Source organism: Serratia sp. AS12 (assembly GCF_000214195.1).
In the GTDB taxonomy this organism is placed as follows: domain Bacteria; phylum Pseudomonadota; class Gammaproteobacteria; order Enterobacterales; family Enterobacteriaceae; genus Serratia; species Serratia plymuthica.
This window is the reverse complement of the sequence record NC_015566.1, coordinates 2612275-2637592: the sequence shown is the minus strand read 5'-3', so window position 1 is coordinate 2637592 and position 25318 is coordinate 2612275. Positions and strand designations below refer to the sequence as shown.

Sequence of the window (25318 nt, the reverse complement as noted above, 5' to 3'; positions counted from 1 at the left end):
ACTCCGGTAAGTGACTGGGGTGAACGCGTGCAGGTAACGACGCTGCAGCTTGAAAGACGACGGGTATAGAGGCAGCATCAGAATAGATGCCTTGTGCTGTTGGCCCGCATGTCCGATTGCGGGCCATTTTTATGCCGGGTTTATTGCTCCAACACCTCGGCAAACTTCGCCAGCCACTGCGGATGCGCCGGCCAGGCTGGAGCGGTCACCAGATTGCCGTCAACGTGGGCCTGATCGATACCAATATCCGCATAATGCCCGCCGGCTAACTGTACTTCAGGGGCGCAGGCTGGGTAGGCGCTGCAGGTGCGGCCTTTCAACACATTGGCGGCGGCCAGCAATTGCGGGCCGTGGCACACGGCGGCTATCGGTTTGCGTGCGGCGTCAAAAGCCTGCACCAATTTGATCACCTGTGGGTTGAGGCGCAGATATTCGGGCGCTCTGCCGCCGGGGATCAGCAGGGCGTCATAATCCTCCTCCCGTGCGGCGGCAAAATCGGCATTCAGGATAAAGCGGTGGCCGGGTTTTTCACTGTAGGTCTGCGCACCGTCAAAATCATGGATCGCCGTCATGATGTAGTCGCCTTTGACTTTATCGGGGCAGACGGCATCCACCTGGTGACCAATCATCTGCAATGCCTGAAAAGGCACCATGGTTTCATAATCTTCGGCATAGTCGCCGACCAGCATCAGGATCTTTTTCTTGCTCATGAGGAAGTTCTCCGGAGGGGAAAGGATCCCTAACATATAGCTTATGCGGGCAGGGAGCGCGAACCAGAAAAACGAAGATCGGCACTGGAAAGGCAGTGAAACGGTTTAACGCGGGGGAAGGGAGATATCCCGGCCCGCAAAGCAGGCCGGGCAGTACAACGTATTAACCTGGGTAAATGCCACGCTCTTTACGTGCGGTCAGGATACGCTCACAGGCGACGATATAAGCCGCTGTGCGCAGGCTGCACGCTTTCTCTTCGGCCTTGTTCCAGACGTGAACCATAGCGTCGGTCATGATCTTGTCCATACGCTCGTTGATTTCGCTCTCGCTCCAGAAGTAGCTGGCCATATCCTGCACCCATTCGAAGTAACTGACGGTCACGCCGCCGGCGTTACAGATAACGTCAGGCACTACGGTAATGTTGCGTGAACGCAGCACGTCGTCCGCGTCTGGATAGGTTGGGCCGTTAGCGCCTTCCAGCACCAGCTTGGCGCTCAGGATTTCTGCGCGCTGGCGGGTGATCTGGCCTTCCAGCGCCGCTGGGATCAGGATATCCATGTCAACCGACCAGAAGGCTTCGCTTTCAATCTCTTTGGCGCCAGGGAAACCCGCGATCTGCTTGTTCTTGGTCTGCCATTCGGTCAGCGCGGCCAGATCGATGCCGTCCGGGTTGAACAGGGTGGCTGAGTGGTCCTGAATTACCACTACGCGGGCACCGACGCCAACGAACAGACGAGCGGCTTCGCTGCCTACGTTACCAAAGCCCTGTACCGCGACTTTAGCGCCTTCAATTTCAACGCCAAGACGCTTGGCCACTTCGCTGCCGGTGACGAACACGCCGCGACCGGTGGCTTTTTCACGGCCCAGAGAACCGCCGAGGTGAATAGGCTTGCCGGTGACCACGCCGGTGATAGTGGTGCCGTGGTTCATGGAGTAGGTATCCATCATCCAGGCCATGACTTTCGAGTTGGTGCCGACGTCCGGCGCAGGAATATCTTTCTGCGGCCCGATGATAAAACCGATTTCGCTGGTGTAGCGGCGGGTCAGTCGCTCCAGCTCGCCTTCAGACAGTTTGAAAGGATCGACGCGGATACCGCCTTTGGCACCGCCATAAGGCAGGTTGACCGCCGCACATTTGATGGTCATCCATGCTGACAACGCCATGACTTCATCAAGATCAACATCCGGATGGTAACGGATGCCGCCTTTACCCGGGCCGCGCGACAGGTTGTGCTGAACGCGGAAACCTTCGAAGTGGCGGATAGAGCCGTCGTCCATCTGCAAGGGGATGTCGACAATCAGCGCACGCTTGGGATGACGGAGAGTATCAACCCAACGAGACAGGTCACCGAGGTAAGGTGCAACGCGGTCGATTTGTTGCAAGTAGGTGGCCCAGGCCGTTGTGCTGCTTTCTGAAGCGTAGGATAGCTTTTCCATAACCAACCTTTTTTTATATAGGTATTTATTTTGTTTAACCGTGGATTACTAAGTGCATAACACTTTTGCGACGCTAAATTTACCATTAAACCTGCCGGTTGTTAGCCCCCCCTGATCGGGCTGCAGGCCGGTTTCCAATGGGTTTCGACGGGTAAAAATGAATAGTTAAGTACTTTTGTCGGGAGGTTTGGCGAGGTATTCAGACTTTATGCACAAAAAACGCATAAATCTTGCCTTTATCTATTTGTCAGAAGCTTGAATGTGATCAAAAAGTTTCATTTTATTTAACCACCATGTTGACAATGCCGTTTCCTGACGGCGGAGTGGAATTCATGTAAACACGGCCTGCCATCGTATTTTTATTAAACGAAAATAGCGTCAACTGACTGATATATTGAAAATCTTATGCCATTAGCGGACTGTTCACGCAAAATGTGGGCTACAGCGCAGTTCGCGCCGTCGTTTTATGATTCGGGGCGATATTCACTTTCCGTTAACAAAAGGGCTGGTGGCATTTTGCCGCCTCAGGCTCAACATGTTCCATCACCGCAGCGGTGAACCAAGGGAGGGCGGGCTCGGCATTACACGGCAAGTAAGGTATGCTAAGCGGCTGTCCAGATGATGAGAGTCGGCCATTATCATCATGCTTATCGTTACGGAGAAACAGCCCGGTGCTGAAACCCACGCCTCAACTTGAATTATTGCAGTCGGTCGCCGACGGTATCGCAGCGCTGTTTTTCCCTAATGTGGAAGTGGTGATACACGATCTGTCGACCAACAAAGTCGCCTATCTCGCCAATAATCTGTCGAAACGCAAACCGGGTGACGATGCCGGCCTGGACGATTTTGATATCAACAGCGGCGCGCCGGTCACCGGCCCTTACGAGAAGCTCAACTGGGATGGCAAAAAAATGCGCTCGGTGAGCATTCCCGCCCGCGATGAACAGGGCAATCCGAGCTATCTGCTGTGCGTTAACCTGAGCACCAGCATCTTTGAGGACGCCAGAAACGCGCTGGACATGTTCTTGTCGGTGACTCGTCTGCAGCCACAGCCGCAGCAGCTGTTCAAGGATGACTGGCAAGAGAAGATTAATACCTTCCTGCATGAGTGGATCCGCCTTCAGAACACCTCGCTGTCATCATTAAGCCGTGAGCAAAAAAAGCGATTGGTGATCGATCTCTACAATGAAGGCGCATTCAAGGCCAAAAGTGCCGCCGATTATATCGCCAACGTGTTATCCCTTGGGCGCGCGACGGTCTACAAATACCTGAAAGAACTAAAAAAAGGCGAGGGCGCCCCCTAAGAAGCCCTCGCCGAAAAGCGGGAGGATCCCCGCTTATGCCTCAGTAAAGGGTTAAACGATAAAATCCGTGCTGGCGTTAGCCTGGCCGACGATCTTCACCAGGAAATCAGGTTGCCAACCGGTGTTGTCTGCGTCGTGACCGCGCAGATCCAATGCCAGAACGCTGTTGCCGCTATTGAGGGTTAAGGTCGCTTCATTGGCCTCGCCAGTGAACGCTTTGACGAAGTTGATTTCACCGGCAAACGCGCTCAAATCAATTTTGTCGACGCCGGTGGTGAAGTCCTTGATCCAGTCTGGCGCTTTGGCGGTGGAATCCGAGGCGGCGGCATAAGCAAAGGTGTCTTTACCTGCTCCGCCCCATAAGGTATCCGCACCTGCGCCGCCAAAGATAAAGTCGTTGCCGGCCCCCCCTTTCAACTGGTTGTTCAGTGCATTGCCGACCAGAATATCGTTACCGCTGCCGCCGATGGCGTTCTCAATGTGGGTTCCCTGAGTAATGGACACATTGCCCTTCAGCCCGCCAACGTCAGAGAACGCGCCTTCGTTAAGGTTAATGCGCTGGTTGCCGGCAAAGCCGGAAAAATCGAAGGTGTCATTGCCACCGGTGTCCCAGGCGCTGAAAATCAGTTTGCTGTTGCTGTCGGTGGCCGACAGATAACCGCGCCCGGTATTTGAATGGAAGCCATAAACGGTGCTCGTGTTAAACGCCGTGGTGTTGGCACCGTATAGGTATTGCATGCCGGCAATATCATCCATCAACGGGGCAGAGGCGTAATAACCTTTGAAGTCGCCGATCGTTGGGTTGGACGCTGGGCTAACCTCGGAGAAATAGCTCATTATGGAAAACTGGTTGGTGTCTTCCACGTAGGCTGCGTCATTTCGATAGGTAGGAGCGCCACCGTTATAACTTCCCGGGTGATCAAGCCCCAGCGCATGGCCAATTTCATGAGTAAAAACCTGTGCGCCGTAACCCCCGCCTGAGCTAGGATCGCGGTTTTCTGGCAGATCAAGAACCCATACCTGGCCTGACATGTCATTGCCCCAATCGTCAAGGATAGGTTGGTTATTTTCTAACGTATGCGGATACAACGCATAGTTAGAGTCATCATCTTTAACCTGAGTAAAATTACCGAATTTGATCTGCGCATTTTGGCTTTGAGAAGCGGGCAATTCCTTAAATTTCAGGTTGGCGACATCGGCCCAGGCTTGCAGCGATGCTTTGGCAAAAGCCTTTTGCGTAGCGTCCAACCCGCTTAACCCGCCATCACCAGAACCATTTTTTTCATACTCACTCCAGGTCGGGAAGGCAAAAGTGACCGTTGCGCCTTTACCTGTCGCCTCCTGACCTGTGCCATTCCAGGTTAGCAGGGGGCGAGCCAGGTTGATCCCTGCCGACTCGGCGCTTTGCGACGGTTTACCATTCAGTGTAAAACTGCCGCGCTCCTGATAATGCCAGAAGAGATCGATACTTTTATAAACGGATTGATCGTCGCCGTCAGCCAAAACGGAGTTATCATACTGGCTATAGATATAGTTTTTTCCACTCATTGCTACCCCTCATTTTACCTACTGTTACGGTTTGTTCGGCCACCTGTGCATTTGCTAATGCCACGGTGAGCGAGGATATATCGCTGGTGAGGAAGAAGGGCGGAAGGTTACGCCAAAATAAATCGATAATGCTATTTACATGTGATTGAATCATTTTCGTAATCCAGAAAATCTAGTCATGACTTTTTGTGCTGTACACTCTTCCGAGGGAAAAAGTAACTTTCCAAACAGGAAGTAATTATTTTGTGGAAAATAAAGGTGAATGGTTATTCAGATGGCGTCATTCCAACCATTTCAATTGCGACGCGGTATAGTTTCCTGGTGTAATCACAGGATTGCGCTTCTATTTCCTCCACTAAATAGGCCAATACGCCTGATTTGTTAACGGTCTTTTTTCCGGCCGAGATATGGGTAAAGCATTTGTCCAATATTGCATAGACTTCTGCATTGATATCCTGCACATCGCCGGTGAGGCCAAAAATTTTTATGTCTATACCTTGCTTCATTGCTGTTTCTCTCCATGTTATTGCGTTAACGAAGTGCAGCCCTATTTTTAATCATCAAGATGATTATTTGGGGGAAGGCCGACCTGTAAGTGAGTTTTTATAAAATCTACGCAGCTACGAATGAGGTGCGTCTTCTTCTCCTGATTCTTGATTACCGCGATGATATCGGCTGATTGCCGGTAGTGCGGTAAAACTCTGACCAATACCCCTGAGGCCAATTCCGGGGCTGCCCCCCAAAGCGGCAGCATGGCGATACCGTGATTTTTAATTGCCCAGGTTTTGACCACGTCGCTGTGGCTGGCGGACAGCGTACCGCTCACTTTAACCTTGCTTTCTGTCCCGCAGCGGCTGTCCGCAAGCCTCCACAGCCCCATACTTTCCTCGCGCGGACGGTACAGGATGCAGTTATGATGGCTGAGATCGTCAAGCTCCTCGGGGGTGCCGTGGCGTTTGAGATAGAGCGGCGAGGCGCAAAGCACACGAAAGCTGGTGGCTATTTTGTAAGCCACAAGATGAGGCTCTTTCACGCTGCCAATGCGGATATCGATATCAATATCGTCTGCAATCAAATCGTTTTGTTGATTGGTCAGATCCAGCCATATGTTTAAGCCGGGGTTCTGCCGTTCCATTAAAGACAATACCGGCGCCAGATGGTTTTGGCCCAAATAGGTATTACAGCTGATCCTCACATTACCGCTGGCCACGTCCTGTAAGGCATTTATGCCAAAAATGGCATCTTCGACGTCACCAAGAATATCTTTAACTTTAATAAAAAAGAACTCACCGCTTTTACTCAGCATCACCTGACGGGTAGTACGAACAAAAAGCTTGGTATCCAGGGCTTTTTCAAGCGAATGGATACACTTAGTTACGTATCCAGGCGTAATACCCATTTCCTGAGCTGCCCGGTTGAAGCTAAGCCATTTGGCCACAAGGAAAAACAAGTTTAAATCCCATAACGATATTTGTTTGGGTAAGGTTTTAAGTACGGACATGCGGGCATTCTCATGTAAAACATACGGATATTCCCATCATAAATATCAGGCTGCGATAAATGGGTGATAGGCTGTACTTAAATAAGTAAAATAATCACAAAAATGAACATTTCCGTGACTGTGCGCAGTTTACCTGAAAAACATCAGCTGTAAATTCTGACCTTTGTCGATGAGTAAATTTCATATTGAGCATTGAACGCAGGGAAGTTATATAACCACACACCATAAGCTTATAATAAAACAAACTTTCAGCACTTGAAATTTAAGTCTTTTCCTATTTATTATAGGCAAAAAAAATAAAATAGGGATGCCGTAGTCAGGCAATTGCTTCCATATAAGAACTTCTATCTTTACCAAAAAAACGATCTGGCTTTAGGGGGCAATTTCCAGATGTCTTACCGCCAGATCTGGCGGGGATAACGAAGGTGAAGGTCTGCGAGTGGCTAAAGATGATTGCGGTAATTTTCCTTCAGGATATCAACCAGGGCCATAAAGGCCGGCGAACCGTGGCGGCGATGAGGATAATAAAGATGATACCCCTGAAAATATGGGCACCATTCAGCGAGGATTTCTGTCAGTTGCCCACTCTGGAGATAAGGGGCTACCAGGTAATCGGGTAGGTAAGCAATGCCGATACCCGCCAGCACGGCGTCTAACTGATGCAGGGTGCTGTTTGCCGTGAATTGCCCCTTAACTTTTACGCTGAACTGATGTTTGCCTTTTTCAAATTCCCAGGCATAAACGCCGCTGGTGATTGAATGACGGATATTAATGCAGTTATGCCGGATAAGATCGTTAGGGGTTTGCGGGGCGGAATATTGCTGGAAATAAGAGGGCGTCGCCACCACGCACAATCGCCAGTCCCGGCTGATCCTTACCGCCACCATGTCCTTGTCAATAGACTCGCCCAAGCGTATACCCGCATCAAAGCGCTCCTGGACGATATTGGTAAAGCCGTAATCGATACCGATTTCAATATTAATCTCGGGATATTTTTTTAGAAAATCGGCCAGCACAGGCCGAATCAGGTACTGAACGGAATCATCGGAACCGGTCAGGCGAATCGTCCCGGTCGGGGTGTTCCTCATCGCCCCCAACTTTTCCAGCTCATCGTTTATCTGCTCGAATAAGGGCCCCAGGCTGCGCATGAGCATTTCGCCTTCTTCGGTGGGGGCCACGCTGCGGGTGGTTCGGGTCAGCAAGCGATACCCCAGTTTTTCCTCCAGCGTTTTAATCGTATGGCTCAGGGCTGATGGGGTGACGCCAATCTCCGCCGCCGCTTTGGTAAAACTCTGCAATCTGGCAATGCACAGAAAGGCTTTAAGATCATCCATTTTGCTTCTCCTCTGGGGCTGGATTCAGGTGTTGATTGGGCGGGTGCCTGAGTGCATATCATCTTACCCAAATGCAGGCTGAGGGAAAACCATTGATGAATTTCTCTCACAAAAGCGTAAAGATTTTTGGCATTAATTGTTCTAATCATTGTTGCTATATTGACTGCGTCGACAGGCCCTTTACATCAACTTGAAATGAGTCGTTTACATAAATGACCCGCGTTCAGGTTTGATTTTTGATTCCCCGATTTACTTATACGAATACCGAAGAAATTAACTTCACTATTTCAACCGAGAGTAATCCGATGAAGAAAATAGCGTTATCCCTGGCCCTGCTGGTCAGTTCATTCACCTCTATGGCCGCCGATATGTCTCACGGCGCAAATAACTTTTACCTGAGCGATAAGGTAACGACGCAAAAGATCACCTTTAACAATCAATTCAAAATGAAGATTGTAGGGAACCTGTACATGCCCAAAAATCGGAAACAGGGCGTCAGCTACCCGGCGATAGTCATCGGACATCCAATGGGGGCGGTGAAAGAGCAGAGTTCGAACCTTTATGCGCAGAAACTCGCTGAGCAAGGTTTTGTCACCCTCGCTATCGATCAGTCTTTCTGGGGGGAGAGTGAGGGGCAACCCCGTAACGTTGTTGCGCCAGACCTTTACGCAGAAGCGTTCAGCGCAGCGGTTGACTACCTGAGAACCCAACCTTGGGTTGATAAAGAGCAGATTGGCGTGCTGGGCATTTGCGGAAGCGGTAGCTTCGTCATCAGCGCCGCGAAAATCGACTCGCGCATCAAAGCCGTTGCGACGGTCAGTATGTATGATATGGGGGCGGCAGTGCGCAATGGACTCAAACACTCGCAAACGCTGGAGCAGAGAAAGCAGATGATCGCCGCCGCATCCGAACAGCGTGATGTGGAGTTCGCGGGCGGAAAAACCGAATACGTCAGTGGTACTGTACATGAATTGACAGCGGACACACCGGCTATTCAACGTGAGTTCTATGACTTCTACCGCACGCCACGCGGCGAATTCACCCCTAAAGGTTCGTCACCGGCGCTGACGACCCATCCGACGCTGACCAGCATCGTCAAGTTCCTGAACTTCTATCCGTTCAATGACATTGAGACGATCTCTCCTCGCCCGATGTTGTTCATCACGGGTTCTGAAGCTCACTCGCGTGAGTTCAGCGAAGAGGCCTATAAACTGGCCGGTCAACCGAAAGAACTGGTCATCGTGCCGGGGGCCGGCCATGTGGATCTGTACGACCGTATCGACCTGATCCCGTTTGCCAAGCTGGCTTCCTTCTTCCATAGCCATCTGAAGTAAGCGTTTCCTCAGGCCGCGCACACCCACGCGGCCTGCAACCTGAGCTTATTTCACGGGTAACAGCATGGAGAAGACGTCGACTATAAAAGGACATGCCATGGAAAAGACCTCTATGCGGGTTAGCCAATATGCAGCACTGCTCTTTATGCTGTCGACAGTCGGCACATTACAAGCGGCCCAGGACAGTTCTGATAACCAGAGAGAAACCGCAACCCGGCAGGTAAAAATGCATGATATTCGGATAGCCATAGGTTCCGCCCATCTGACGGCAACGCTTGAAGATAATCCGACGGCGCGGAGTTTCATTGAGCTGCTGCCACTCACCTTAACGCTTAAAGACTACGGCGATGCGGAAAAAATCAGTGGCGCGCTGCCACATCGCCTTTCGCAAGACGCGGCCCCCGAGTCTGATGCTGGCGCCACCGGGGATATTGCTTATTATGCCCCGTGGGGGAACATTGCTTTTTACCGAGGCCCGGGACCTGAAGCCGCAGAGGTTATCAAAATGGGCAAAATTACTTCAGGCATTGAGGCCCTTAACCGACCGGGAATAATGCGCGTAACAATCACCCTTGGGAATTGAATCTGATGTGTATTTGACTGCGTTCATTCATTTTCCTCGCCCATAATATGCCCCCGTTATTTTACGGGGATATTTTCATTTCGGAGTAACCCATGACCACCTCAACCCGATCCTCGTCAGGAGGTTCTTTGGCGAGTGCCGTCGGCTCCATGGCGCTGTGCGTAGCGCTACTGATCGCCTCAGAGTTTATGCCTGTCAGCCTGCTGACGCCTATCGCCGGCGATCTGCATGCTACGCAGGGCATGGCCGGGCAGGCAATTTCCATCTCAGGTTTGTTCGCCGTGTTGGCCAGCTTGTTTATCGCTCCGATAGCAGGCCGCTTTGATCGCCGCTATGTCTTGATGAGCATGACGGTGCTTATGCTGTTGTCACTGATTCTGATCGCTCTGGCACCCAGTTTTTCCTTGCTAATGGTCGCCCGCGCACTGCTGGGTTTAGCCGTGGGCGGTTTCTGGTCGCTGGCTACCGCCACGGTGATCCGCCTGGTTCCTGCGCACCGAGTCCCCAACGCGCTCGGCACCATTTACATGGGTAATGCGGTCGCCACCGCGTTTGCAGCGCCGATTGGCGCTTATATGGGGGGGCACTTCGGATGGCGTTGGGTCTTTGCGAGCCTGGTTCCTCTGGTTTTGATCAACCTCGTCTGGCAGGCGAAAAGCCTGCCGTCGATGCCGCCACAGGCCAGCATTCCGCTCACACGCCTGTTCGGTTTGCTCAAACGTCGCTATGTCGCCATAGGTATGCTTGCGGTCATGCTGACCTTTGCCGGAGCCTTTGCCGCATTCACCTATTTCCGCCCCTTTCTGGAAGGCGCGACCGGTGTTGACGCAGACAAACTCTCCTTGCTGTTGTTGGGCCTGGGGGCAGCAGGTTTCGCAGGCACGCATTTTGCCAGCGCCATGCTGCAGCGCAATCATCTGTATCGGCTGCTGGTTTGGTTGCCGGTCGGCCTGGCGATGGTGACCTTAGGCATGGTCGGGGCAGGTCATATATTTGCCGGCGTTGCGGTGATGATGATCGGATGGGGCATGCTGAACGCGGCCATTCCGGTGTGCTGGTCTACCTGGCTTGCCAAAGAGATTAATGACGAACCGGAAAGCGGCGGTGGCCTGATGGTGGCATCCATTCAGTTATCCATCATGCTGGGTGGGGCTGTCGGCGGGCATTTGCTGGATTCCATCGGCGTGGCCGCGCCGTTGATTGGCGGCGCAGTTTTACTGATGCTGGCGGCGTGGATGATAGGAAACGGACGCCGCCTGCAACGGCCAGAGCAGGGGTTTTGATTCGTACTCTTGAATTTGTGGCTTTCTCTGATATGGTTGTATTGTGCAACCATATATGGGAGAGGCCATTATGCCCACCGCCGAAAGCCGTCTTTATTTGCAGCCTATCAGGGATGCGTCACGCTATCTGGTGCGCGAGCTGGGCTTTATGGGTAGCACTTTGGCGGGGACCGATTTGCCGCCGTCCGCCGTGCATGCGTTGATCGAAATCGGCGATCGGCAGGTTGATACCGCCGCGCAGCTGTGTACCGTGCTCAATCTGGAAAAATCCAGCGTCAGCCGCATGCTGAACAAGTTAATCAAGGCAGGAGAACTGGCTACGCAACCCAGCGAGCGCGACGCGCGGGAGAAAATGCTGCGGCTGACGGAACAAGGGCGGCAAACCTTGGCGGGGATTAATCGCTTTGCCGAACGGCAGGTACTGAATGCGCTGGATACTCTGCCGACGGCGGCCGGCGCCGGCATTGCCGCCGGTCTGCAAACCTATGCTGCCGCATTGCGCGCGCACCGGGTCGGTGACGGGGCATTGCCGGTACCTGAGGCAGAGATTGCCAGTGGTTACCGCCCCGGCTTTGTCGCCAGAACGCTGGAAATGCATATGCAGTATTATTCGCGGACGGTTGGGTTCGGCGCATTTTTTGAATCTACGGTAGGGGCGGCGCTGGCCGATCTCGCCGGGCGCCTGTCTCATCCGCTGAACGAGACCTGGTCCGCGCTCAGCGGCGGCCGTGTTATCGGTTCGGTTTCCATCGACGGCGAGTCACTGGGCGATAACCGCGCCCATCTGCGTGCCTTTATCATCGATGACAGCCTGCGCGGCAGCGGCGTGGGCCGGAAATTGCTGAACCGGGCGGTGGCCTTTTGCGACGAACGCGGATTCCGTGAAACGCACCTGTGGACGTTCAAAGGGCTGGATGCGGCCCGGCATCTGTATGAAAGCGTCGGTTTTGTCCTTGCAGAAGAGCAGCAGGGTGAACAGTGGGGCCAACCGATGACCGAACAATTATTTATTCGTCCACAGGGCTGAGCGCTTCAGCGCGGTGAGTTTCCCCCCAGGCACACATCATATCTATGACCGGGATCAGTGTGCGGCCACGCTCCGAGAGGCTGTATTCGACCTTGGGCGGGATCTGCGGATATTCCTTTCTGATGACGATGCCGTCTCTTTCCAGCTCTTTTAACGTCGAGCTTAGCGTTTTATAAGAAATTGTGCCGATGCAGCGCTGCAATTCGTTGAAGCGTAATACCGGTTTATATTGCGCCAACCAGTACATAATAATCATTTTGTATTTCCCGCTGATCACCGACAGCGTATAGCCATATCCGGTCTGTTCGAGGTCGATGCCCGTTGGGCTGCAGATATCTTCAACGTTCATTTGATACTTTCCTAAAGGTTAGTATATGTAGTCAGTGTGCGTATTTTACATTAATAAAGCATAGCATATGATGCCCCGGTGAACTCATTGAAAGGGGAAGTCTGAATGAAAACGCTGGTGGTGGTCGCTCATCCTGATATCGAAAATTCGATGATAAATAAAGCCTGGCTGACCGAGCTGAGGAAATATCCCGATCTTTATACCATTCATGAATTATATAAAGCCTATCCAGACTGGCGGTTCGATGTCGAAAAAGAGCAGCAACTGATTGAACAGCATGAAAAAATTATTCTGCAGTTCCCGGTATTCTGGTTCAGTTCGCCGCCGCTCCTGAAGAAGTGGCTGGATGATGTACTGACCTATGGCTGGGCCTATGGTTCGAGCAGCGGTTATAAGATGAAAGATCGCAAGGTTGCATTGGCCGTCACGGCGGGGATCAGCGCGAAGGGTTACTCGCAGGAGGGCAGATATAAGTACTCACTGGATGAAATTTTGCGGCCTTTTGAAATCACGGTTAACTATGTGCGGGCAAAATACGGCTCATTCCATGCATTCTACGGCAAGGAAAATACCCCGGACGCTGAAGTTGAACCCCTAAATCATCATGATATTGAACGCAGCGCGTCAGAGTATCGAGCGTTTATCGCCAATCTGAACTAGCCTTGTACCGCGCGCGCCGCATTAAATGGCGCGCGCGGTAGAGTTATTGATTATCGCTGCTGTGCACAGTGAACCCCGAACGACCTGGCGCGATATGCTCTTTCAGGGACAGCTCGGGGATATGGTATTCCCCGGCATTTTGCCGCCGGAACGGAATAGGCGGGGTATCCCACAGGCTGTCCAAACGTTGCCCGAGTACTTCACAGGCCGCGGCAAACCGCGCTGAGTCTATCTTGTCGGTTCGGTAGATCACGAACGGCGGCAGTACGTCAAAACCGGGATAATGCAAAATCCCATGCTGGATCGGGAATAAAATATCATCCATAGGCCCGTTGATGCCGCGCGGGCCGTAATGCGTTTCCCAACCGCCGGCGGTGACCATCAGCATGGCGCGCTTGCCGACCAGCGTGCCCTCACCATAACGATCGCCCCAATGGGCGTCGGAGTGTTCCCCCACGCCATAGGCGAAACCGTAGGCGTAAACCCGCTCAACCCAGCCTTTGAGGATCGCCGGCATCGAGAACCACCACAGCGGGAATTGCAGGATCACCGTGTCGGCCCACAACAGCTTTTGCTGTTCGAGTTCAATGTCTTTGCTCTGCAGCCCATCGGCAAATGCCCGTTGGGAATCGTGCACAGGATCGAACCGTTCGCCCGTTTGTTTTGCCGTGCTGTCATCCGCGTCGAGCACGGCTTTCCACCGCATGGCGTAAAGGTCGGATACCTGGACGGCATGCCCGGCATCCTCCAACCGCTTGATTGAAAAATCCCTCAGCGAACCGTTCAGTGATTGCGGTTCTGGGTGTGCGTAGACGAGAAGAACATTCATGGTAGACCTCCGTTGCAAGATAAGATCAGGGTAGGTTTTTGTCAGGTATAGTAGAAATGAATTTCTAATATTCCAGGTATTATCATGACTAATCTCAGACGACTGGATCTCAATCTGTTGGTGACGCTGGATGCCTTGCTTGCCGAACATAATGTGACGCGAGCGGCGCAACGCCTTAATTTCTCGCAGCCCTCGGTTAGCGTGCACCTTGCCAAGCTGAGGGAGATTTTTGGCGACCCGCTGTTGCTGCCGGGGCCACGAGGCATGCGGCCTACCGCGCGGGCCGAGGCGTTACGCGAGCCTTTGCGGCAGGCGCTTGAGGCGCTGCAGCAAGCCGTGGCACCCGCAAGCCCTTTTGATCCCGCCAGCGCCGGCAATACCTGGCGGGTGGCCGCCTCAGACTATGGTGAATCGACCATCATCTTGCCCGCCTTGATTGGCCTGCGTTCTGTGGCTCCGGGCACCCGGTTGGCGGTCTTCGAAGCCGTGCCCGCTCGCCTCGCCCGGCAGGCGGAGCAAGGGGAAATTGATCTTGCTTTTCATACTCATGAAGGCGCGCCAGAGAATCTGCGTCGGCGAACCCTGTTTAGCGAACGTTACGTCCTGGCAGGCCGCGCCGGTCATCCTCAACTGGCAGTAACCCCTACGCTGGAACAGTTCTGCCGGCTGGAGCACGTGGTGGTATCGCCGGACGGCGGGGGATTTTTCGGCAATACGGACAGCGTATTGTCGGAGGCCGGTCTGCAACGCCGGGTGGTGCTCTCGGTTCCCCATTTCCTGTTCATCATGTCTGTTCTGGCCAGCTCCGATCTGGTGGCCATGCTGCCTTGGCGGCTGGTGCGCAACAACCGGGCGCTACAGGTGGTTGAAGCGCCCATTGAGGTCCCCGGATTTGAAATGGCCATGCTGTGGCACGAACGATCCCACCGCGATCCGGCGCATCAATGGTTGCGCGAGCATATCATCGCGGCAGTGAGCTAACGGCTGATTGATTAATGGGGATAATAGGGGAGTTAACGATCGCCTGGCAGCGGAAATAGCCTTTCCTCGTGTCGTTGGTTTAATACAGAGAACTGAGTCGCAGATTCTTAATCAGCACTTTCCGGCTTAAGATACGGGCGCCGTCGCGGTATTCTGGCGATAGCCTTTCTTGCCGCCGGAACCTTTTCTATGACACGCCATCTTCTGATACTGGTTGAACTTGCGCACGAACATCATGCCCGCCTCGAACTGGCTGGTTTTACCGTCCATGCCGCCAGTTCGGTAGCGGCATGGACGGTGCAAAAACCAAGGATCGATGTACAGGCGGTGCTAACCAACGGTTCCATTGGGCTCAGCGCAGACGAAATATCCGCACTGCCGGCGCTTGAAATCATCTGCGCACTCGGTGCGGGCTACGAAAATATCGACCTGACGGCCGCACAGGCGCGGGGTATTGTCGTCACCCATGGCCCCGGCACCAATGATGCATCGGTTGCCGACCATGCGATAACGTTGCTGATGGCCATTGCCCGTGGGATCCCACAGGCCGATGCGGCCGTTCGCCGGGGGGAATGGAAGCAAGCACGGCAACCGCGCCCGATGGTTTTCGGCAAAAAACTGGGGATCCTCGGCCTCGGAAACATCGGTATGCAGATTGCCCAGCGTGGGGCCAGGGGTTTTGAGATGCCCGTGGCTTACCACAACCGCCAGCCGCGTAACGATACGCCTTATCGCTATTGTGCAAGCCCGGTTGCCTTGGCCGAATGGGCTGATTTTATGGTGATCGCAACCCCTGGCGGCAGGCAAACCAGCCACATTGTTAACGCGGAGGTGCTTGATGCTCTGGGCCCAAACGGCTTTTTGATCAACATTGCCCGCGGTAGCGTGGTAGATACACCGGCGCTTATCAACGCCCTGCAACATCAACGCATCGCCGGCGCGGCTCTTGATGTGGTAGAGGGCGAACCTGCCGTACCGCCGGAACTTGCGCAGTTAACCAACGTTATTTTAACGCCGCATATCGCCGGGCGGTCTCCCGAGGCCATTGCCGCAACGGTCCAGTTGGTTATTGATAATCTGTCGGCACATTTCCTGGCAGAACCGTTACTTACGCAGGTGATTCCAGGTGACAATGTCACTTAACAAGAGCCAGGCGTGTTAATTTGCAGCATCTAAACGACGTATTTTGGTGAAATCTGCAGGCCCAAAAATTGCTGAAAGAACAAAAGGTGAGCGCGTTGAATACCAATATTTATGGTTAGCCAGTTGGCTTTTCCTTACCTGAGTGGCAGCCGGTATCTCTCCCAGACCAGAGGCCGCTTAACGGTCAATACTGTAATCTCTTGCCCCTTGAGAGTTGAAAAATTGGTTGCTGAGTAGGATTTTCATCGGTAACTATTGGCGCATTCTGTAAGGCCAGAGGTGCCAATCTTTCTCAGATTTCACGTAGCGCGATCAAAAAGAAGAGGGTAAATGACACATTCTGCGGCCGCGAAGATCATCACTTTATACGAACAGCATGCTGAAGCCTGGAAAAGGTTGCGGACAACGGATCTGTTTGAGCGACCCTGGCTGGACAGATTCCTGAATCTGGTACCGACAAATGCAAGGCTCCTGGATATCGGTTGTGGTAATGGAACGCCGATCGCTGAATATTTCATTCAACAAGGTTTTGGCGTACTGGGGATTGATAGCTCAGGATCAATGATCGACTCATGCTTGAAGACATTTCCGCATCAGCAGTGGCGAGTGGCAGACATGCGAGCATTGGCACTGGATGAAACCTTTGGTGGGCTGATTGCCTGGGACAGTTTTTTTCATCTTACTCGTAATGACCAACGGCAGATGTTCAACGTTTTCCGCAAGCATGCTGGCAGCAAAGCAGCATTGATGTTTACCAGTGGCACAAGTGATGGCGAAGCGATTGGCACATTTGAAGGCGAGCCATTGTATCATTCGAGCCTGGCGCCGGCAGAGTATCGACAGTTACTGCATGAAAATGGCTTTCGTGTTGTGAAGATGGTTTTCGAAGATCCTGAATGCCGAGGAAGAACAGTATGGCTAGCGCAAAGCACGATCTGAGGCAGGATGCAGATAAGGTCATGACAAAGGCCAAAACCTCAGAATCTACGTATTCTTATCTATGTCAAAGATAAGTTCAGGTGTCCGGGGCAGGGCAAAGTTCAAATGTCCATAGCATGGTTTCATCAGTCGAAACGACGCCCATCTGATCGGCAAATGAATTTTGTCTGAATGGTTATTTCTCTGATTTGCTTCCCACATTGCGTATAGCGTCTTTCGGTTCTTTCAAGACTTAGGTCCCCGGTTTTCAAACCAGTGATGGTCACAGCCGTCAATCTGGATCAGCACCCCGTATAGGGACGTCGGTAACGGGGCTGATGAATTTTTGGGCGGGCGTTGTCTGCGGGGATCCAGAGTCCGGCTTTTATCATGAGGCGTCTGATGGTTTCCTTGCCAAGGATCAGACCATGAACTTCCTCGAGCTTTTCCCGTGCGTATGGTTTGGCAACGTTGAGAATGTGGCCGCCGAGAAAATTGGTGCGGAAACCGTAACCTACGTCAGCAATATCTATAAATACTACATTGCGTATCGACTGGTTATCGATGAACTGGCCGGAAAAGAGAAAGCGGTGGAGCAATCTACAAGTAAGGCTACTTCACTAAAGATGCCGCAGGCAAAGAGCATCGTCGCTCCGTTGAGAACCGAACCTCAACCATTCTGGACAACGACTCAGAAGGCAGCACCTGGAAAAAATGCATGCAGGACAACGATGCTTTAGTGCCCGAGCTGACGTTTGCTCACTAATCCTGAGCGGGTTGGATGCTCGTAATTTTTGTACCCGCTTTGTCGCCAGATAGTTTTGTAACCTCAGCTGCCAGAATTACGCAAACTTAGGGAAAAGGGCGAGGGCGTTGTTACGCATAAAATCGGCCCGTAATGCCGCTGAAAGCTGCGGACTGCCATCAAGCTGGGCGGCAAGGGCGGTCACTAACGGCTCCGGCGTATAAGGATAATCGCTGCCGTACAAAACATGTTTGGGGTCAGCGATTTCCAGCAGCGCATTAAGCTGTCGAGGCAGTGGGAAACCGGCCAGGTCGTAATACATGCCGCGCAACGAGGTCATGAATTTTTCCGCATCCAGTTTTTCAGGCAGACCGAGCGCAGGAGAAAGACCCGCCACACGATCGGCCAGCACCGGGATTGTCGCCCCTGCATGCGGCACGATAATTTGCACATTCGGGAAGCGATCCAGGGTCCCGGAAAGCAGCAGATTAAATACTGCTCGCGTAGTTTCGAACATAAATTCAATCATCGGGTACGGATAGCCAATCGGTGGCAGCGCTTCGGCATTTTCACCTTTTGGCTGTACCTGACAGCACGGACAATGCGGGTTGGTCGGGTGAATGAACACTTTCGCGTGCCGACGATTCAGTTCCTCAAACACCGGATCAAAGCGGGCATCTCCCAGATAAACTCCGTGGAAATTACTTTCCAGCACCACGCCATCGGCCTTCAGGGTATCAAAGGCATATTCCAGTTCACGCAGCGCGCCGTCGACATCCGGCAGCGGCAAGGTGGCAAACATGCCAAAGCGCTGAGGATTATCGTGCGCAGCGGTGGCACCTTCTTCATTAACAAAACGCGCCAGATCGCGGGCTGCGGCGTTATCACCAAAGTGGACGCCGGGCGCCGATACCGACAGGATCGCACTGCCAATCTCATTACGGTCCATCATTTCAAGGTGTTCATTGACGTTCCACTCAGGAATGGCGGGCATCCCTGAAGGTTTCGAATGACCCGCTGCGGCAAGGGCCGCACGATAGCGTTCGGGCAAAAAGTGTGCATGCACATCGATTCTCTGGACCATCATTTACTCCTTTATTTCAGTGATATTGAATTCGGTTTAGGCGGCTAACCAACGTTTACCGTCAGCTTTCATCTTAGCTTCCAGTTCACTGCCGCGTGTCGCGAAGATGCGTCCCAGAGGGAACCCACTCTGCTCAAGTAAATAGGCCAGCGCGGCATATTCGCGTGGATATTTCGTCACAATCGCTTGGTCAACCTCTACCGGGCCGAAGGGGAAGGTGAAAGTGCCAATATCGTAAACACTCTGACGATGGAACAATTTCCATACGCCATTGCGTTTTTCTGCCAGGTCGTAAAAACGGTTATGACATTCACAGCCGATGTTCAGCTTCACGTTCTCAGCAATGATTATCGCGTTGGTTTCCAGAATGGCTTTATCACCGGCGTCGTTGAAGGTGATTGCCGGTGACGCGATGAGATGTTTAGTTCGCAGGTCAGACGCGCCCATGCGCATTGAGCCATTTACGAAATCGCTGGCCAGCCCTTCGAACCAGGTAATTTCGATAGTACCGTCCGGGTGGAACAGATTGCGCAGCTGATCCCATTCACCCAAGTCGCGGTGCATCCAGCCATTCATCAGGTCATTAAGTTGCTGGCGGTCTTGAAGTTGATTTTGCATGGCGAGGATTCCTGTTAGTAGTCTGTCGTTGTTTAACTGGATTCAGTTTGGCCCCGAAAGGAGGTAAACTCAAATATATAGATTTGACTGATCAATCATTTTTATTGATTGATGGAGGGGTTATGGACTTACGTCACCTGAAATACTTTCAGGCTGTCGCAGAAGAAAGGCACTTTGGCCGGGCCGCAGAGCGACTCAACATTGTTCAGCCCGCATTGAGCATGCAGATAAAAGCCCTTGAAGCCGAGCTGGGCGGCCCGTTGCTGATTCGCACCAGCCGTCGGGTCGAACTGACCGACGCCGGTAAGCTTTTGCAGGCCGAAGCCATGCGCACGCTGGAGCATATGGAACATACGCGTCTTGCGGTCGAGCGGTCGATTCGCGGTGAAACGGGTAGGGTGCGGGTCGGGTTTGCCGGCAATGCCGTCTTTAGCGGCAGGCTGATGCAGGACGTTCGCGCGTTTCATCAGGCATATCCGGATGCTGAGATTATTTGTCAAGAGTTGGCCCCGCAGCTGCAAAATGAGGCTATTCAGAACGGCACTCTGGATGTGGGCTATATGCCTGATTACTATCCTGATCATGACTCATCCCTGATGTATGAATCCGTGGGTGAATGGGGACGGGTGGTGGTGATGTCCAGCGAGCATCCGCTTGCCGATAAAGAGAGTCTGACTGTTGATATGCTGGCCAATGAACCATTAATCATGTACTCCATCAACGATGCTGATTCTGAGCTGGACAGGCAGTTACAAAAGCTGCTGGGTGATTCGTTGCATATTGCTTGGCGGATCTCAAGCTCACTGAGCGTACTCGCCATGGCCGGGGCTGGACTTGGGATCGCCCTGGTTCCCGCGCCGTTAGCGCAGGTAGCCATTCCGGGCGTGGTCTATCGGGTTCTTGATTCTAAGGCGCTGACAGCCAATTTGATGCTGGTCAGCCGTAAAGACGAACCCAGCGCCGCCGTGCAGGCCTATCTTACCCACACCCGTTCGTGATTATTTGATCAGTGAAACAAGGATCTGATGCAGTTCGTTGGCAAATACCACCGGTTCCATGGCGTAACTCAGGTGATGGCCGCTGAACTCAACACACGGGCAGGGTAATTGGCGGGCCAGCTCTATGGCTGTCACGGCATAAAACGCATCGCCACTGGCGCGTCCTCGGGCCGTCACCATCGGCACACCTCCGTGACGAAGTGCGGCCACGTCTGGTACAAAGCGATTAATAACGTTGAATTCGTGTGCCAGAAAACGCTGATATGCGCTGCCCTGATCGCCAGGGGCATTGGCTTGCAGGTCCAGGCCAACAAAAGACGCATTGAAAAGCTTCATTGCTTCGGCGCCGCCGTCGGCGATAAAGGTGTCGTACACGCGGTTGAAAAATTCTCGCCACGAACCGGCTTCAGGCGAGGGCAAAAAATCAGTGACAGGAGGCTCGTGAGCGACCAGGCCACGAACCAATTGCGGGTGATCCTGCGTTAGTTTCAGAGCAATATTTGCCCCAGCGCTATTGCCGAACACAAACGCCGGTTCATTCCCGAGTGCGCGAATAACGGCGGCGGCATCACGGCCCTGTTGGGCCATATCCAGCTCGGCCCCGGTATCGCCGGTACTACGGAAATTAGCCCGCCGGTCATAACGCACCACGGTATAACGGTCAGAAAGTTGTGCGGACAAAGCGGCGAAACGACGGCTGTCACCATTCCCTCCGACAACCAGCAGCAATAGCGGCCCCTGGCCTTCGACGTCATAAGCGATTTCAGCGTCTTCATTATGAACAGTTGCACTATATCGTTGCATGGTATTTTCTCCAGAAGGGAGTTGGGGAACAGTGTGATTCTAATAAGAGATAAATTCCAATAGCTATATTTTACCGATTAATCATTTTTAGTGATTTGTCGGTGGCTGACCAAAAATTTGCTACTTAGCGACGTAACGCATAACCACTGGCCCATAGCGATCCCCCCGGATAGCATCCGGTGTAAGAAGGGCGCTCAAATACTCAATTTCTGAAGCACTCAGGGCAATAGCTGAATCGCTATTGATTCGGACCCTGATGAGTTACGTTTGTTTCTTCCCAAATATCTCTTCAGAGCGTGACTGAAGTTTCATCAGTGCATTGAGCATATCGTCCTGATCCAGGGAGCGCTGGGATTTCTTCGTCGTGGGGGCTTTACGCCTGCGTGAAGGACCGTCTCCGGATGGCACTGATTGTGACCGGTTATTATCCCGTTCGGCCTGTACCAGTTGCGCCATTTCCAGTGCCCGGCCCAGGCGCTTATTGTCTACAATGGCCCCCTGATCGATTTCAGAAAGCTTGTCATAGGTGGAGTAGGGAAGTGATACGCCATTAAGCCGGAGCTCTTTATGCCCGCCAGGGTAATGCCAGACATCGATGTATTTACCAATCGCCCGACGACTGAATTCGCTGTCTTCAATCAGGTAAAGGACTTTGTCGTACTGCACAGTGAGTGATTTCGACACTTTGCGAGCTTCACGCCAGTTAAACACCATATCAAGGTCATCATCGACATCCAGTTCCCGATGAACATCAAACGCCTGGCGAGGCGCTTTTGCGAAACGACGGTTGTAATCGTTCATGAATTCTTCGGCAAATGCGTTCGCAGCTTCCATGGAACTGATGCCCTGGAGCCTGAGTTCCTTGACCAGGCGGTCCTGAAGCGTCAGGTGCGCCCGTTCAACGCGGCCTTTGGCAGCACTGGTTTCTGCACAAATAGTCTGAATGTTCAGTTCATGCATCGCACGGCCAAACTGGGTATCGCCGTCGCCGCCGGTTGCGTTTTTATTGTTGATCCTGAATACACTGGCTTTGTCGCTGTAAAGCGCCAGCGGCTTGCCATGTTTTTCAATATAGCCCCGGGTCGCTTCAAAATAGGTGAAAGTAGACTCAGATTTCACGAAAAGCAGCTGCATTAAACGACTGGTTGCGTCATCAACGTAAACCAGTGCCGTACACTTAGGTCCCCGGTTTTCAAACCAGTGGTGGTCGCAGCCGTCGATTTGTATGAGTTCACCGGCACAGGCTCGGCGGTAGCGCGGTTGCTGAATTTTTGGCGCACGTTGCTTACGTGGCACCCAAAGACTGGCCTGAGTCATCAGTTTACGGACAGTTTCTTTAGAAAGATGAACGCCGTGAACCTCAGACAGTTTTTCACATGCCAGCGTCGGCCCGAAATCGTTATAGCGCTCGCGAATAATATTCAGCGCGTATGCGGCCAGTCCCTGAGGCAACTGGTTGTTACTGGATTTACCACGACGGCGGCTGGTCATGCCAAGCGGACCATCTTCACGATAACGCGCAAGCAGACGGCGGCACTGACGGTCGGAGATACCAAGCCGGTGAGCTGCCATCTGTGTTGTCAGACGCCGGTCGATGACGTCCTGAATGATCTTGAGTCGGTTAACTTCATCCAATGTGAAAAACTCCGCTGCGAGAGCCGTCATGGTAATCCTTACTTGATTATACACGCCGGACATCTTAACTTAGCCCAGAGCGGACATTACAACTTTGCTACTACAACCTAGGTGCGCATAATGTATATTATGTTAAATTATATCAGTGGATACGCACCAGGCTATTCCTTTAGACTCTATCTCTCCTCACCTTCAGTCTTTGCCGGCTTCTTTCGCAGAATCTGCTCAGGCGCATCCTTGCCGATTGTCCCGGTTTAAACATCCGGTCTCACTCATCGATCGCCGTGTCCTGATGAAAAAGCGTTTGCCAATGACCACTGCTTTCTGCACCAGATTGACGAACTCGCTATGCGACGAGCCACCTTGCCGTCTGCATCAAGTTGAAAATTTTTATATCTCAGCAACGCTCTCGGTAATCATCATTAGCTGACCCCTCGGCAAAAATCTGCGGATGTTTACCGTTTTTGTCATAGCGTTGTTCCAAACGGCTGGTTTCTTCAAAATCGTCATGCAGTAATTCGTCGACGGTATTTGCATTGTTAGGCGTCGCCTACAGATGGAGCTGGACCTCCAGTAATTGAAGCACGGGCATGAAACCGGTGGAATCGCTCAAAAGGCCCTTCTTTTTTGATCGCGCTACGTGAAATCTGAAAGGAACTGGCTGCCATGGCCTTGCAGATTTAGCCAAAACGCACCGTTAATTCCCCCTTAAATCAGCCGATACCTCAGCACTTCCTCACTGTAACCATCGGCATTCTTTAGTGACACTGTCACCAAATGTCACTATTGGCCCCCTGGTCCATAACGCGCTCCCACTGACCACCAATCTTACCAACTGACTAGCCCTGAACAGCCACGAGCCGCAATTGGTTGTTGCTGGATCTCTTTCAGAACGCTGATAAAAACAGAGAAAATCTGGCAAAGATCTTTATCAGCGTACATCACAACACTTAAACGAAAGACAGCACCTCGTTAAGCGGTCGGCGGATTTTCTGCGTCAAACAGTCATCTTCCGGGTATCCAACTGCAACTATCATCAGGGGTAACTCATTGTCTGATAAGCCGAATACCTCCCCAACTTCCTGCGGATTAAATCCAACCATCGGGCACGAACCCAGCCCCATTCCCTGTGCAGCCAGCATCAACGTCATGGCTGCGAGTGATGCAGAGCGCACAGCTTCATCGCGCTGAAGGATAAGGTCATTTTCATGGCTTGTTATGGCCTGGGATAACCAGGCATCTGCGGTGCGTTGCGTCATTATTTTTGCTTCAACACTCGGCATAAGTATTGCGGGCAGAGGACGATATGCCGCCAACGAGCCACAGACAATGAACGCAACAGAGGCGTCGGCAATTTTCTGCTGGGAAAACGCTGTATCCTTCAGTTTTTCCTTCCCTTCCTGAGTACGCACCGCGATAAATCGCCAGTTTTGCATGTTATAGGCTGAAGGTGCTTTGGTTGCCTGGCGCACCAGCTCAGCAATAGTTTGATCCTCAAGCGGGCGATCAGGTTGAAAACGATTAATGGAAACGCGTGAGGCGATTGCGTCAAGCACCGAAATTGTCATTTGTATACCCTGTTTAAATGAAGAGTTGATGGTTTTAACTAGCGCGAACTGACGTGCGCTGTACAACCAGCACGCTAATCAACACGATGATGAATCCAAAGAGAGCCGTGCTACTGAGGGTCTGAGAAAGCATGATCCAGCCGAGCAAAACGGCAGTTAACGGGCTGAGTAATCCCAATGAAGCCACCGCAACACCAGGAAGACGGGTGATGCCACGGAACCACAAGCCGTAAGCCACAAACGCGCCGGCAAGGCTCAAGTAGGTGTAAGCGGCATATTGTGAAGCGGTCAGTGTGGGTAAAGGTGCGTCTAAAAGCCACGCCGCGGGGGTTAACATCATTCCGCCCAACACCAGTTGCCAACCAGTCAACGCCATTACAGGCATGTTGATCTGCCAGCGGCGTGTTAACCAGACGCCGGTTGCCATGCACCCCGCTCCCAGCAAAGCTGCGGCTATGCCAATAGGCTCAAATATTGTCTGGGGTGAAAGTAGCAATATTGCCATGCCAAATACCCCCGCCAACGCAGCCCATAGCGTGATTTTTTTGGGCGAATGGTGGTCAACCGCCCAGAGTAGCACCATCACCAGAAGCGGCTGGATCGCACCCAGCACTGCGGCCAGGCCGCCGGGCAACCGATAGGCAGCAACGAATAATAGCGCCTGAAAAACGCCGATATTAAGTGCGCTGAGGATCAACAATCGCCCTATTTCACGGTACGCAGGAATGCGGCGTGTGAACAGCAATAGCAAGAGCCCAGCAGGAAGAACCCGGATCAGTGCCGCAGTGAAGGGTCGGTCTGGTGGCAAAAGTTGCGTTGTCACAATATAAGTTGACCCCCATATAATCGGAGCCAGAGCCGTCAGGAGGACGTCACGCCAGTGAGAGAGAGAAAATGAAGTACCCATAACTTTGCCTTTACCTT

At 52.5% G+C, this 25318-nt stretch carries 24 protein-coding genes and 2 pseudogenes; 11 read left to right on the top strand and 15 right to left on the bottom strand.

Annotated elements, in window-relative coordinates:
• Positions 1–140: 140 nt before the first annotated feature.
• Together SERAS12_RS12305 and SERAS12_RS12300 are read right to left on the bottom strand one after the other, a co-directional pair.
• Positions 141–710 (bottom strand): DJ-1/PfpI family protein, encoded by a 570-nt coding sequence (locus SERAS12_RS12305; protein WP_004944657.1) that lies wholly within the window; start codon positions 708–710, stop codon positions 141–143.
• 163 nt (positions 711–873) lie between these two features.
• Positions 874–2148: a Glu/Leu/Phe/Val dehydrogenase gene (locus SERAS12_RS12300; protein ID WP_013812961.1), complete on the bottom strand. Its 1275-nt coding sequence runs from the start codon at positions 2146–2148 to the stop codon at positions 874–876.
• 671 nt (positions 2149–2819) lie between these two features.
• Between SERAS12_RS12300 and SERAS12_RS12295 the strand changes: the two genes are divergently transcribed.
• Positions 2820–3452, top strand: coding sequence for a transcriptional regulator (locus SERAS12_RS12295; RefSeq protein WP_013812960.1), 633 nt, complete (start codon positions 2820–2822; stop codon positions 3450–3452).
• A gap of 51 nt (positions 3453–3503) precedes the next feature.
• Here SERAS12_RS12295 and SERAS12_RS12290 read toward each other — a convergent pair whose 3' ends face one another.
• The 4 genes from SERAS12_RS12290 to SERAS12_RS12275 all read right to left on the bottom strand — a co-directional run bounded on the left by SERAS12_RS12290 (position 3504) and on the right by SERAS12_RS12275 (position 7835).
• Positions 3504–5000, bottom strand: coding sequence for a serralysin family metalloprotease (locus tag SERAS12_RS12290; RefSeq protein ID WP_013812959.1), 1497 nt, complete (start codon positions 4998–5000; stop codon positions 3504–3506).
• Between the two features lie 266 nt (positions 5001–5266).
• On the bottom strand, positions 5267–5506 hold the full coding sequence (locus tag SERAS12_RS12285) for a hypothetical protein (protein ID WP_013812957.1): 240 nt from the start codon (positions 5504–5506) through the stop codon (positions 5267–5269).
• Positions 5507–5553: 47 nt separating this feature from the next.
• Positions 5554–6501, bottom strand: coding sequence for a LysR family transcriptional regulator (locus tag SERAS12_RS12280; RefSeq protein WP_013812956.1), 948 nt, complete (start codon positions 6499–6501; stop codon positions 5554–5556).
• Between the two features lie 443 nt (positions 6502–6944).
• Complete coding sequence (locus tag SERAS12_RS12275) at positions 6945–7835, bottom strand: LysR family transcriptional regulator (protein ID WP_013812955.1); 891 nt, start codon at positions 7833–7835, stop codon at positions 6945–6947.
• Positions 7836–8140: 305 nt separating this feature from the next.
• On the opposite strand from SERAS12_RS12275, the gene SERAS12_RS12270 reads away from it, so the two are divergent.
• From SERAS12_RS12270 to SERAS12_RS12255, 4 genes are all read left to right on the top strand, one after another.
• Positions 8141–9169: an alpha/beta hydrolase gene (locus tag SERAS12_RS12270; RefSeq protein WP_013812954.1), complete on the top strand. Its 1029-nt coding sequence runs from the start codon at positions 8141–8143 to the stop codon at positions 9167–9169.
• A 97-nt stretch (positions 9170–9266) separates the two neighbouring features.
• Complete coding sequence (locus SERAS12_RS12265) at positions 9267–9752, top strand: cyclophilin-like fold protein (RefSeq protein ID WP_013812953.1); 486 nt, start codon at positions 9267–9269, stop codon at positions 9750–9752.
• A gap of 92 nt (positions 9753–9844) precedes the next feature.
• The gene (locus SERAS12_RS12260; RefSeq protein ID WP_013812952.1) at positions 9845–11035 is read left to right on the top strand and encodes an MFS transporter; all 1191 of its coding nucleotides are present in this window, start codon (positions 9845–9847) and stop codon (positions 11033–11035) included.
• Positions 11036–11105: 70 nt separating this feature from the next.
• On the top strand, positions 11106–12062 hold the full coding sequence (locus tag SERAS12_RS12255) for a helix-turn-helix domain-containing GNAT family N-acetyltransferase (RefSeq protein WP_013812951.1): 957 nt from the start codon (positions 11106–11108) through the stop codon (positions 12060–12062).
• On the opposite strand, the gene SERAS12_RS12250 is transcribed toward SERAS12_RS12255, so the two are convergent.
• Positions 12043–12411 carry a helix-turn-helix domain-containing protein gene (locus SERAS12_RS12250; RefSeq protein WP_013812950.1) on the bottom strand — a complete coding sequence of 123 codons (369 nt, stop codon included), beginning with the start codon at positions 12409–12411 and terminating at the stop codon, positions 12043–12045. The genes SERAS12_RS12255 and SERAS12_RS12250 overlap by 20 nt on opposite strands.
• A 105-nt stretch (positions 12412–12516) precedes the next feature.
• Between SERAS12_RS12250 and SERAS12_RS12245 the strand changes: the two genes are divergently transcribed.
• Entirely contained in the window at positions 12517–13071 is a 555-nt protein-coding gene (locus tag SERAS12_RS12245) for an NAD(P)H-dependent oxidoreductase (RefSeq protein ID WP_013812949.1), read from the top strand.
• A 43-nt stretch (positions 13072–13114) separates the two neighbouring features.
• On the opposite strand, the gene SERAS12_RS12240 is transcribed toward SERAS12_RS12245, so the two are convergent.
• Positions 13115–13900 carry an NAD(P)H-dependent oxidoreductase gene (locus tag SERAS12_RS12240; RefSeq protein WP_013812948.1) on the bottom strand — a complete coding sequence of 262 codons (786 nt, stop codon included), beginning with the start codon at positions 13898–13900 and terminating at the stop codon, positions 13115–13117.
• 84 nt (positions 13901–13984) lie between these two features.
• Here SERAS12_RS12240 and SERAS12_RS12235 point away from each other — a divergent pair, with 84 nt between their 5' ends.
• From SERAS12_RS12235 to SERAS12_RS12225, 3 genes are all read left to right on the top strand, one after another.
• Positions 13985–14881, top strand: a complete 897-nt coding sequence (locus SERAS12_RS12235) for a LysR family transcriptional regulator (protein WP_013812947.1) — start codon at positions 13985–13987, stop codon at positions 14879–14881.
• A 189-nt stretch (positions 14882–15070) separates the two neighbouring features.
• Positions 15071–16024: a 2-hydroxyacid dehydrogenase gene (locus SERAS12_RS12230; protein ID WP_013812946.1), complete on the top strand. Its 954-nt coding sequence runs from the start codon at positions 15071–15073 to the stop codon at positions 16022–16024.
• A gap of 330 nt (positions 16025–16354) precedes the next feature.
• Positions 16355–16963 (top strand): class I SAM-dependent methyltransferase, encoded by a 609-nt coding sequence (locus SERAS12_RS12225; protein WP_013812945.1) that lies wholly within the window; start codon positions 16355–16357, stop codon positions 16961–16963.
• A gap of 234 nt (positions 16964–17197) precedes the next feature.
• Here SERAS12_RS12225 and SERAS12_RS25585 read toward each other — a convergent pair.
• A pseudogene (locus SERAS12_RS25585) lies at positions 17198–17397 on the bottom strand (ISNCY family transposase); the annotation flags it as partial.
• Between SERAS12_RS25585 and SERAS12_RS26745 the strand changes: the two are divergent.
• Positions 17389–17682, top strand: a pseudogene (locus tag SERAS12_RS26745) (hypothetical protein); the annotation flags it as partial. The pseudogenes SERAS12_RS25585 and SERAS12_RS26745 sit on opposite strands and share 9 nt — an antisense overlap.
• Positions 17683–17784: 102 nt before the next feature.
• Here SERAS12_RS26745 and SERAS12_RS12215 read toward each other — a convergent pair.
• Positions 17785–18774: an amidohydrolase family protein gene (locus tag SERAS12_RS12215; protein WP_239441000.1), complete on the bottom strand. Its 990-nt coding sequence runs from the start codon at positions 18772–18774 to the stop codon at positions 17785–17787.
• 33 nt (positions 18775–18807) lie between these two features.
• Complete coding sequence (locus SERAS12_RS12210) at positions 18808–19389, bottom strand: nuclear transport factor 2 family protein (protein ID WP_013812943.1); 582 nt, start codon at positions 19387–19389, stop codon at positions 18808–18810.
• A gap of 122 nt (positions 19390–19511) precedes the next feature.
• On the opposite strand from SERAS12_RS12210, the gene SERAS12_RS12205 reads away from it, so the two are divergent.
• Positions 19512–20387: a LysR substrate-binding domain-containing protein gene (locus SERAS12_RS12205; RefSeq protein ID WP_013812942.1), complete on the top strand. Its 876-nt coding sequence runs from the start codon at positions 19512–19514 to the stop codon at positions 20385–20387.
• On the opposite strand, the gene SERAS12_RS12200 is transcribed toward SERAS12_RS12205, so the two are convergent.
• The 4 genes from SERAS12_RS12200 to SERAS12_RS12185 all read right to left on the bottom strand — a co-directional run bounded on the left by SERAS12_RS12200 (position 20388) and on the right by SERAS12_RS12185 (position 25301).
• Complete coding sequence (locus tag SERAS12_RS12200) at positions 20388–21116, bottom strand: alpha/beta fold hydrolase (protein WP_239440999.1); 729 nt, start codon at positions 21114–21116, stop codon at positions 20388–20390.
• 336 nt (positions 21117–21452) lie between these two features.
• Positions 21453–22856 (bottom strand): ISNCY family transposase, encoded by a 1404-nt coding sequence (locus SERAS12_RS12195; RefSeq protein WP_013812940.1) that lies wholly within the window; start codon positions 22854–22856, stop codon positions 21453–21455.
• A gap of 920 nt (positions 22857–23776) precedes the next feature.
• On the bottom strand, positions 23777–24394 hold the full coding sequence (locus tag SERAS12_RS12190) for a nitroreductase family protein (protein ID WP_013812939.1): 618 nt from the start codon (positions 24392–24394) through the stop codon (positions 23777–23779).
• 34 nt (positions 24395–24428) lie between these two features.
• Positions 24429–25301 carry an EamA family transporter gene (locus tag SERAS12_RS12185; RefSeq protein ID WP_013812938.1) on the bottom strand — a complete coding sequence of 291 codons (873 nt, stop codon included), beginning with the start codon at positions 25299–25301 and terminating at the stop codon, positions 24429–24431.
• Positions 25302–25318: the final 17 nt, after the last annotated feature.

What these genes read in the sequence shown, in the direction of transcription:
- SERAS12_RS12305 (WP_004944657.1), bottom strand. Translation starts at nt 710, where the DNA reads ATGAGCAAGAAAAAGATCCTGATGCTGGTCGGCGACTATGCCGAAGAT.
- SERAS12_RS12300 (WP_013812961.1), bottom strand. Translation starts at nt 2,148, where the DNA reads ATGGAAAAGCTATCCTACGCTTCAGAAAGCAGCACAACGGCCTGGGCC.
- SERAS12_RS12290 (WP_013812959.1), bottom strand. Translation starts at nt 5,000, where the DNA reads ATGAGTGGAAAAAACTATATCTATAGCCAGTATGATAACTCCGTTTTG.
- SERAS12_RS12285 (WP_013812957.1), bottom strand. Translation starts at nt 5,506, where the DNA reads ATGAAGCAAGGTATAGACATAAAAATTTTTGGCCTCACCGGCGATGTG.
- SERAS12_RS12280 (WP_013812956.1), bottom strand. Translation starts at nt 6,501, where the DNA reads ATGTCCGTACTTAAAACCTTACCCAAACAAATATCGTTATGGGATTTA.
- SERAS12_RS12275 (WP_013812955.1), bottom strand. Translation starts at nt 7,835, where the DNA reads ATGGATGATCTTAAAGCCTTTCTGTGCATTGCCAGATTGCAGAGTTTT.
- SERAS12_RS12270 (WP_013812954.1), top strand. Translation starts at nt 8,141, where the DNA reads ATGAAGAAAATAGCGTTATCCCTGGCCCTGCTGGTCAGTTCATTCACC.
- SERAS12_RS12265 (WP_013812953.1), top strand. Translation starts at nt 9,267, where the DNA reads ATGGAAAAGACCTCTATGCGGGTTAGCCAATATGCAGCACTGCTCTTT.
- SERAS12_RS12260 (WP_013812952.1), top strand. Translation starts at nt 9,845, where the DNA reads ATGACCACCTCAACCCGATCCTCGTCAGGAGGTTCTTTGGCGAGTGCC.
- SERAS12_RS12255 (WP_013812951.1), top strand. Translation starts at nt 11,106, where the DNA reads ATGCCCACCGCCGAAAGCCGTCTTTATTTGCAGCCTATCAGGGATGCG.
- SERAS12_RS12250 (WP_013812950.1), bottom strand. Translation starts at nt 12,411, where the DNA reads ATGAACGTTGAAGATATCTGCAGCCCAACGGGCATCGACCTCGAACAG.
- SERAS12_RS12245 (WP_013812949.1), top strand. Translation starts at nt 12,517, where the DNA reads ATGAAAACGCTGGTGGTGGTCGCTCATCCTGATATCGAAAATTCGATG.
- SERAS12_RS12240 (WP_013812948.1), bottom strand. Translation starts at nt 13,900, where the DNA reads ATGAATGTTCTTCTCGTCTACGCACACCCAGAACCGCAATCACTGAAC.
- SERAS12_RS12235 (WP_013812947.1), top strand. Translation starts at nt 13,985, where the DNA reads ATGACTAATCTCAGACGACTGGATCTCAATCTGTTGGTGACGCTGGAT.
- SERAS12_RS12230 (WP_013812946.1), top strand. Translation starts at nt 15,071, where the DNA reads ATGACACGCCATCTTCTGATACTGGTTGAACTTGCGCACGAACATCAT.
- SERAS12_RS12225 (WP_013812945.1), top strand. Translation starts at nt 16,355, where the DNA reads ATGACACATTCTGCGGCCGCGAAGATCATCACTTTATACGAACAGCAT.
- SERAS12_RS12215 (WP_239441000.1), bottom strand. Translation starts at nt 18,774, where the DNA reads ATGATGGTCCAGAGAATCGATGTGCATGCACACTTTTTGCCCGAACGC.
- SERAS12_RS12210 (WP_013812943.1), bottom strand. Translation starts at nt 19,389, where the DNA reads ATGCAAAATCAACTTCAAGACCGCCAGCAACTTAATGACCTGATGAAT.
- SERAS12_RS12205 (WP_013812942.1), top strand. Translation starts at nt 19,512, where the DNA reads ATGGACTTACGTCACCTGAAATACTTTCAGGCTGTCGCAGAAGAAAGG.
- SERAS12_RS12195 (WP_013812940.1), bottom strand. Translation starts at nt 22,856, where the DNA reads ATGACGGCTCTCGCAGCGGAGTTTTTCACATTGGATGAAGTTAACCGA.
- SERAS12_RS12190 (WP_013812939.1), bottom strand. Translation starts at nt 24,394, where the DNA reads ATGACAATTTCGGTGCTTGACGCAATCGCCTCACGCGTTTCCATTAAT.
- SERAS12_RS12185 (WP_013812938.1), bottom strand. Translation starts at nt 25,301, where the DNA reads ATGGGTACTTCATTTTCTCTCTCTCACTGGCGTGACGTCCTCCTGACG.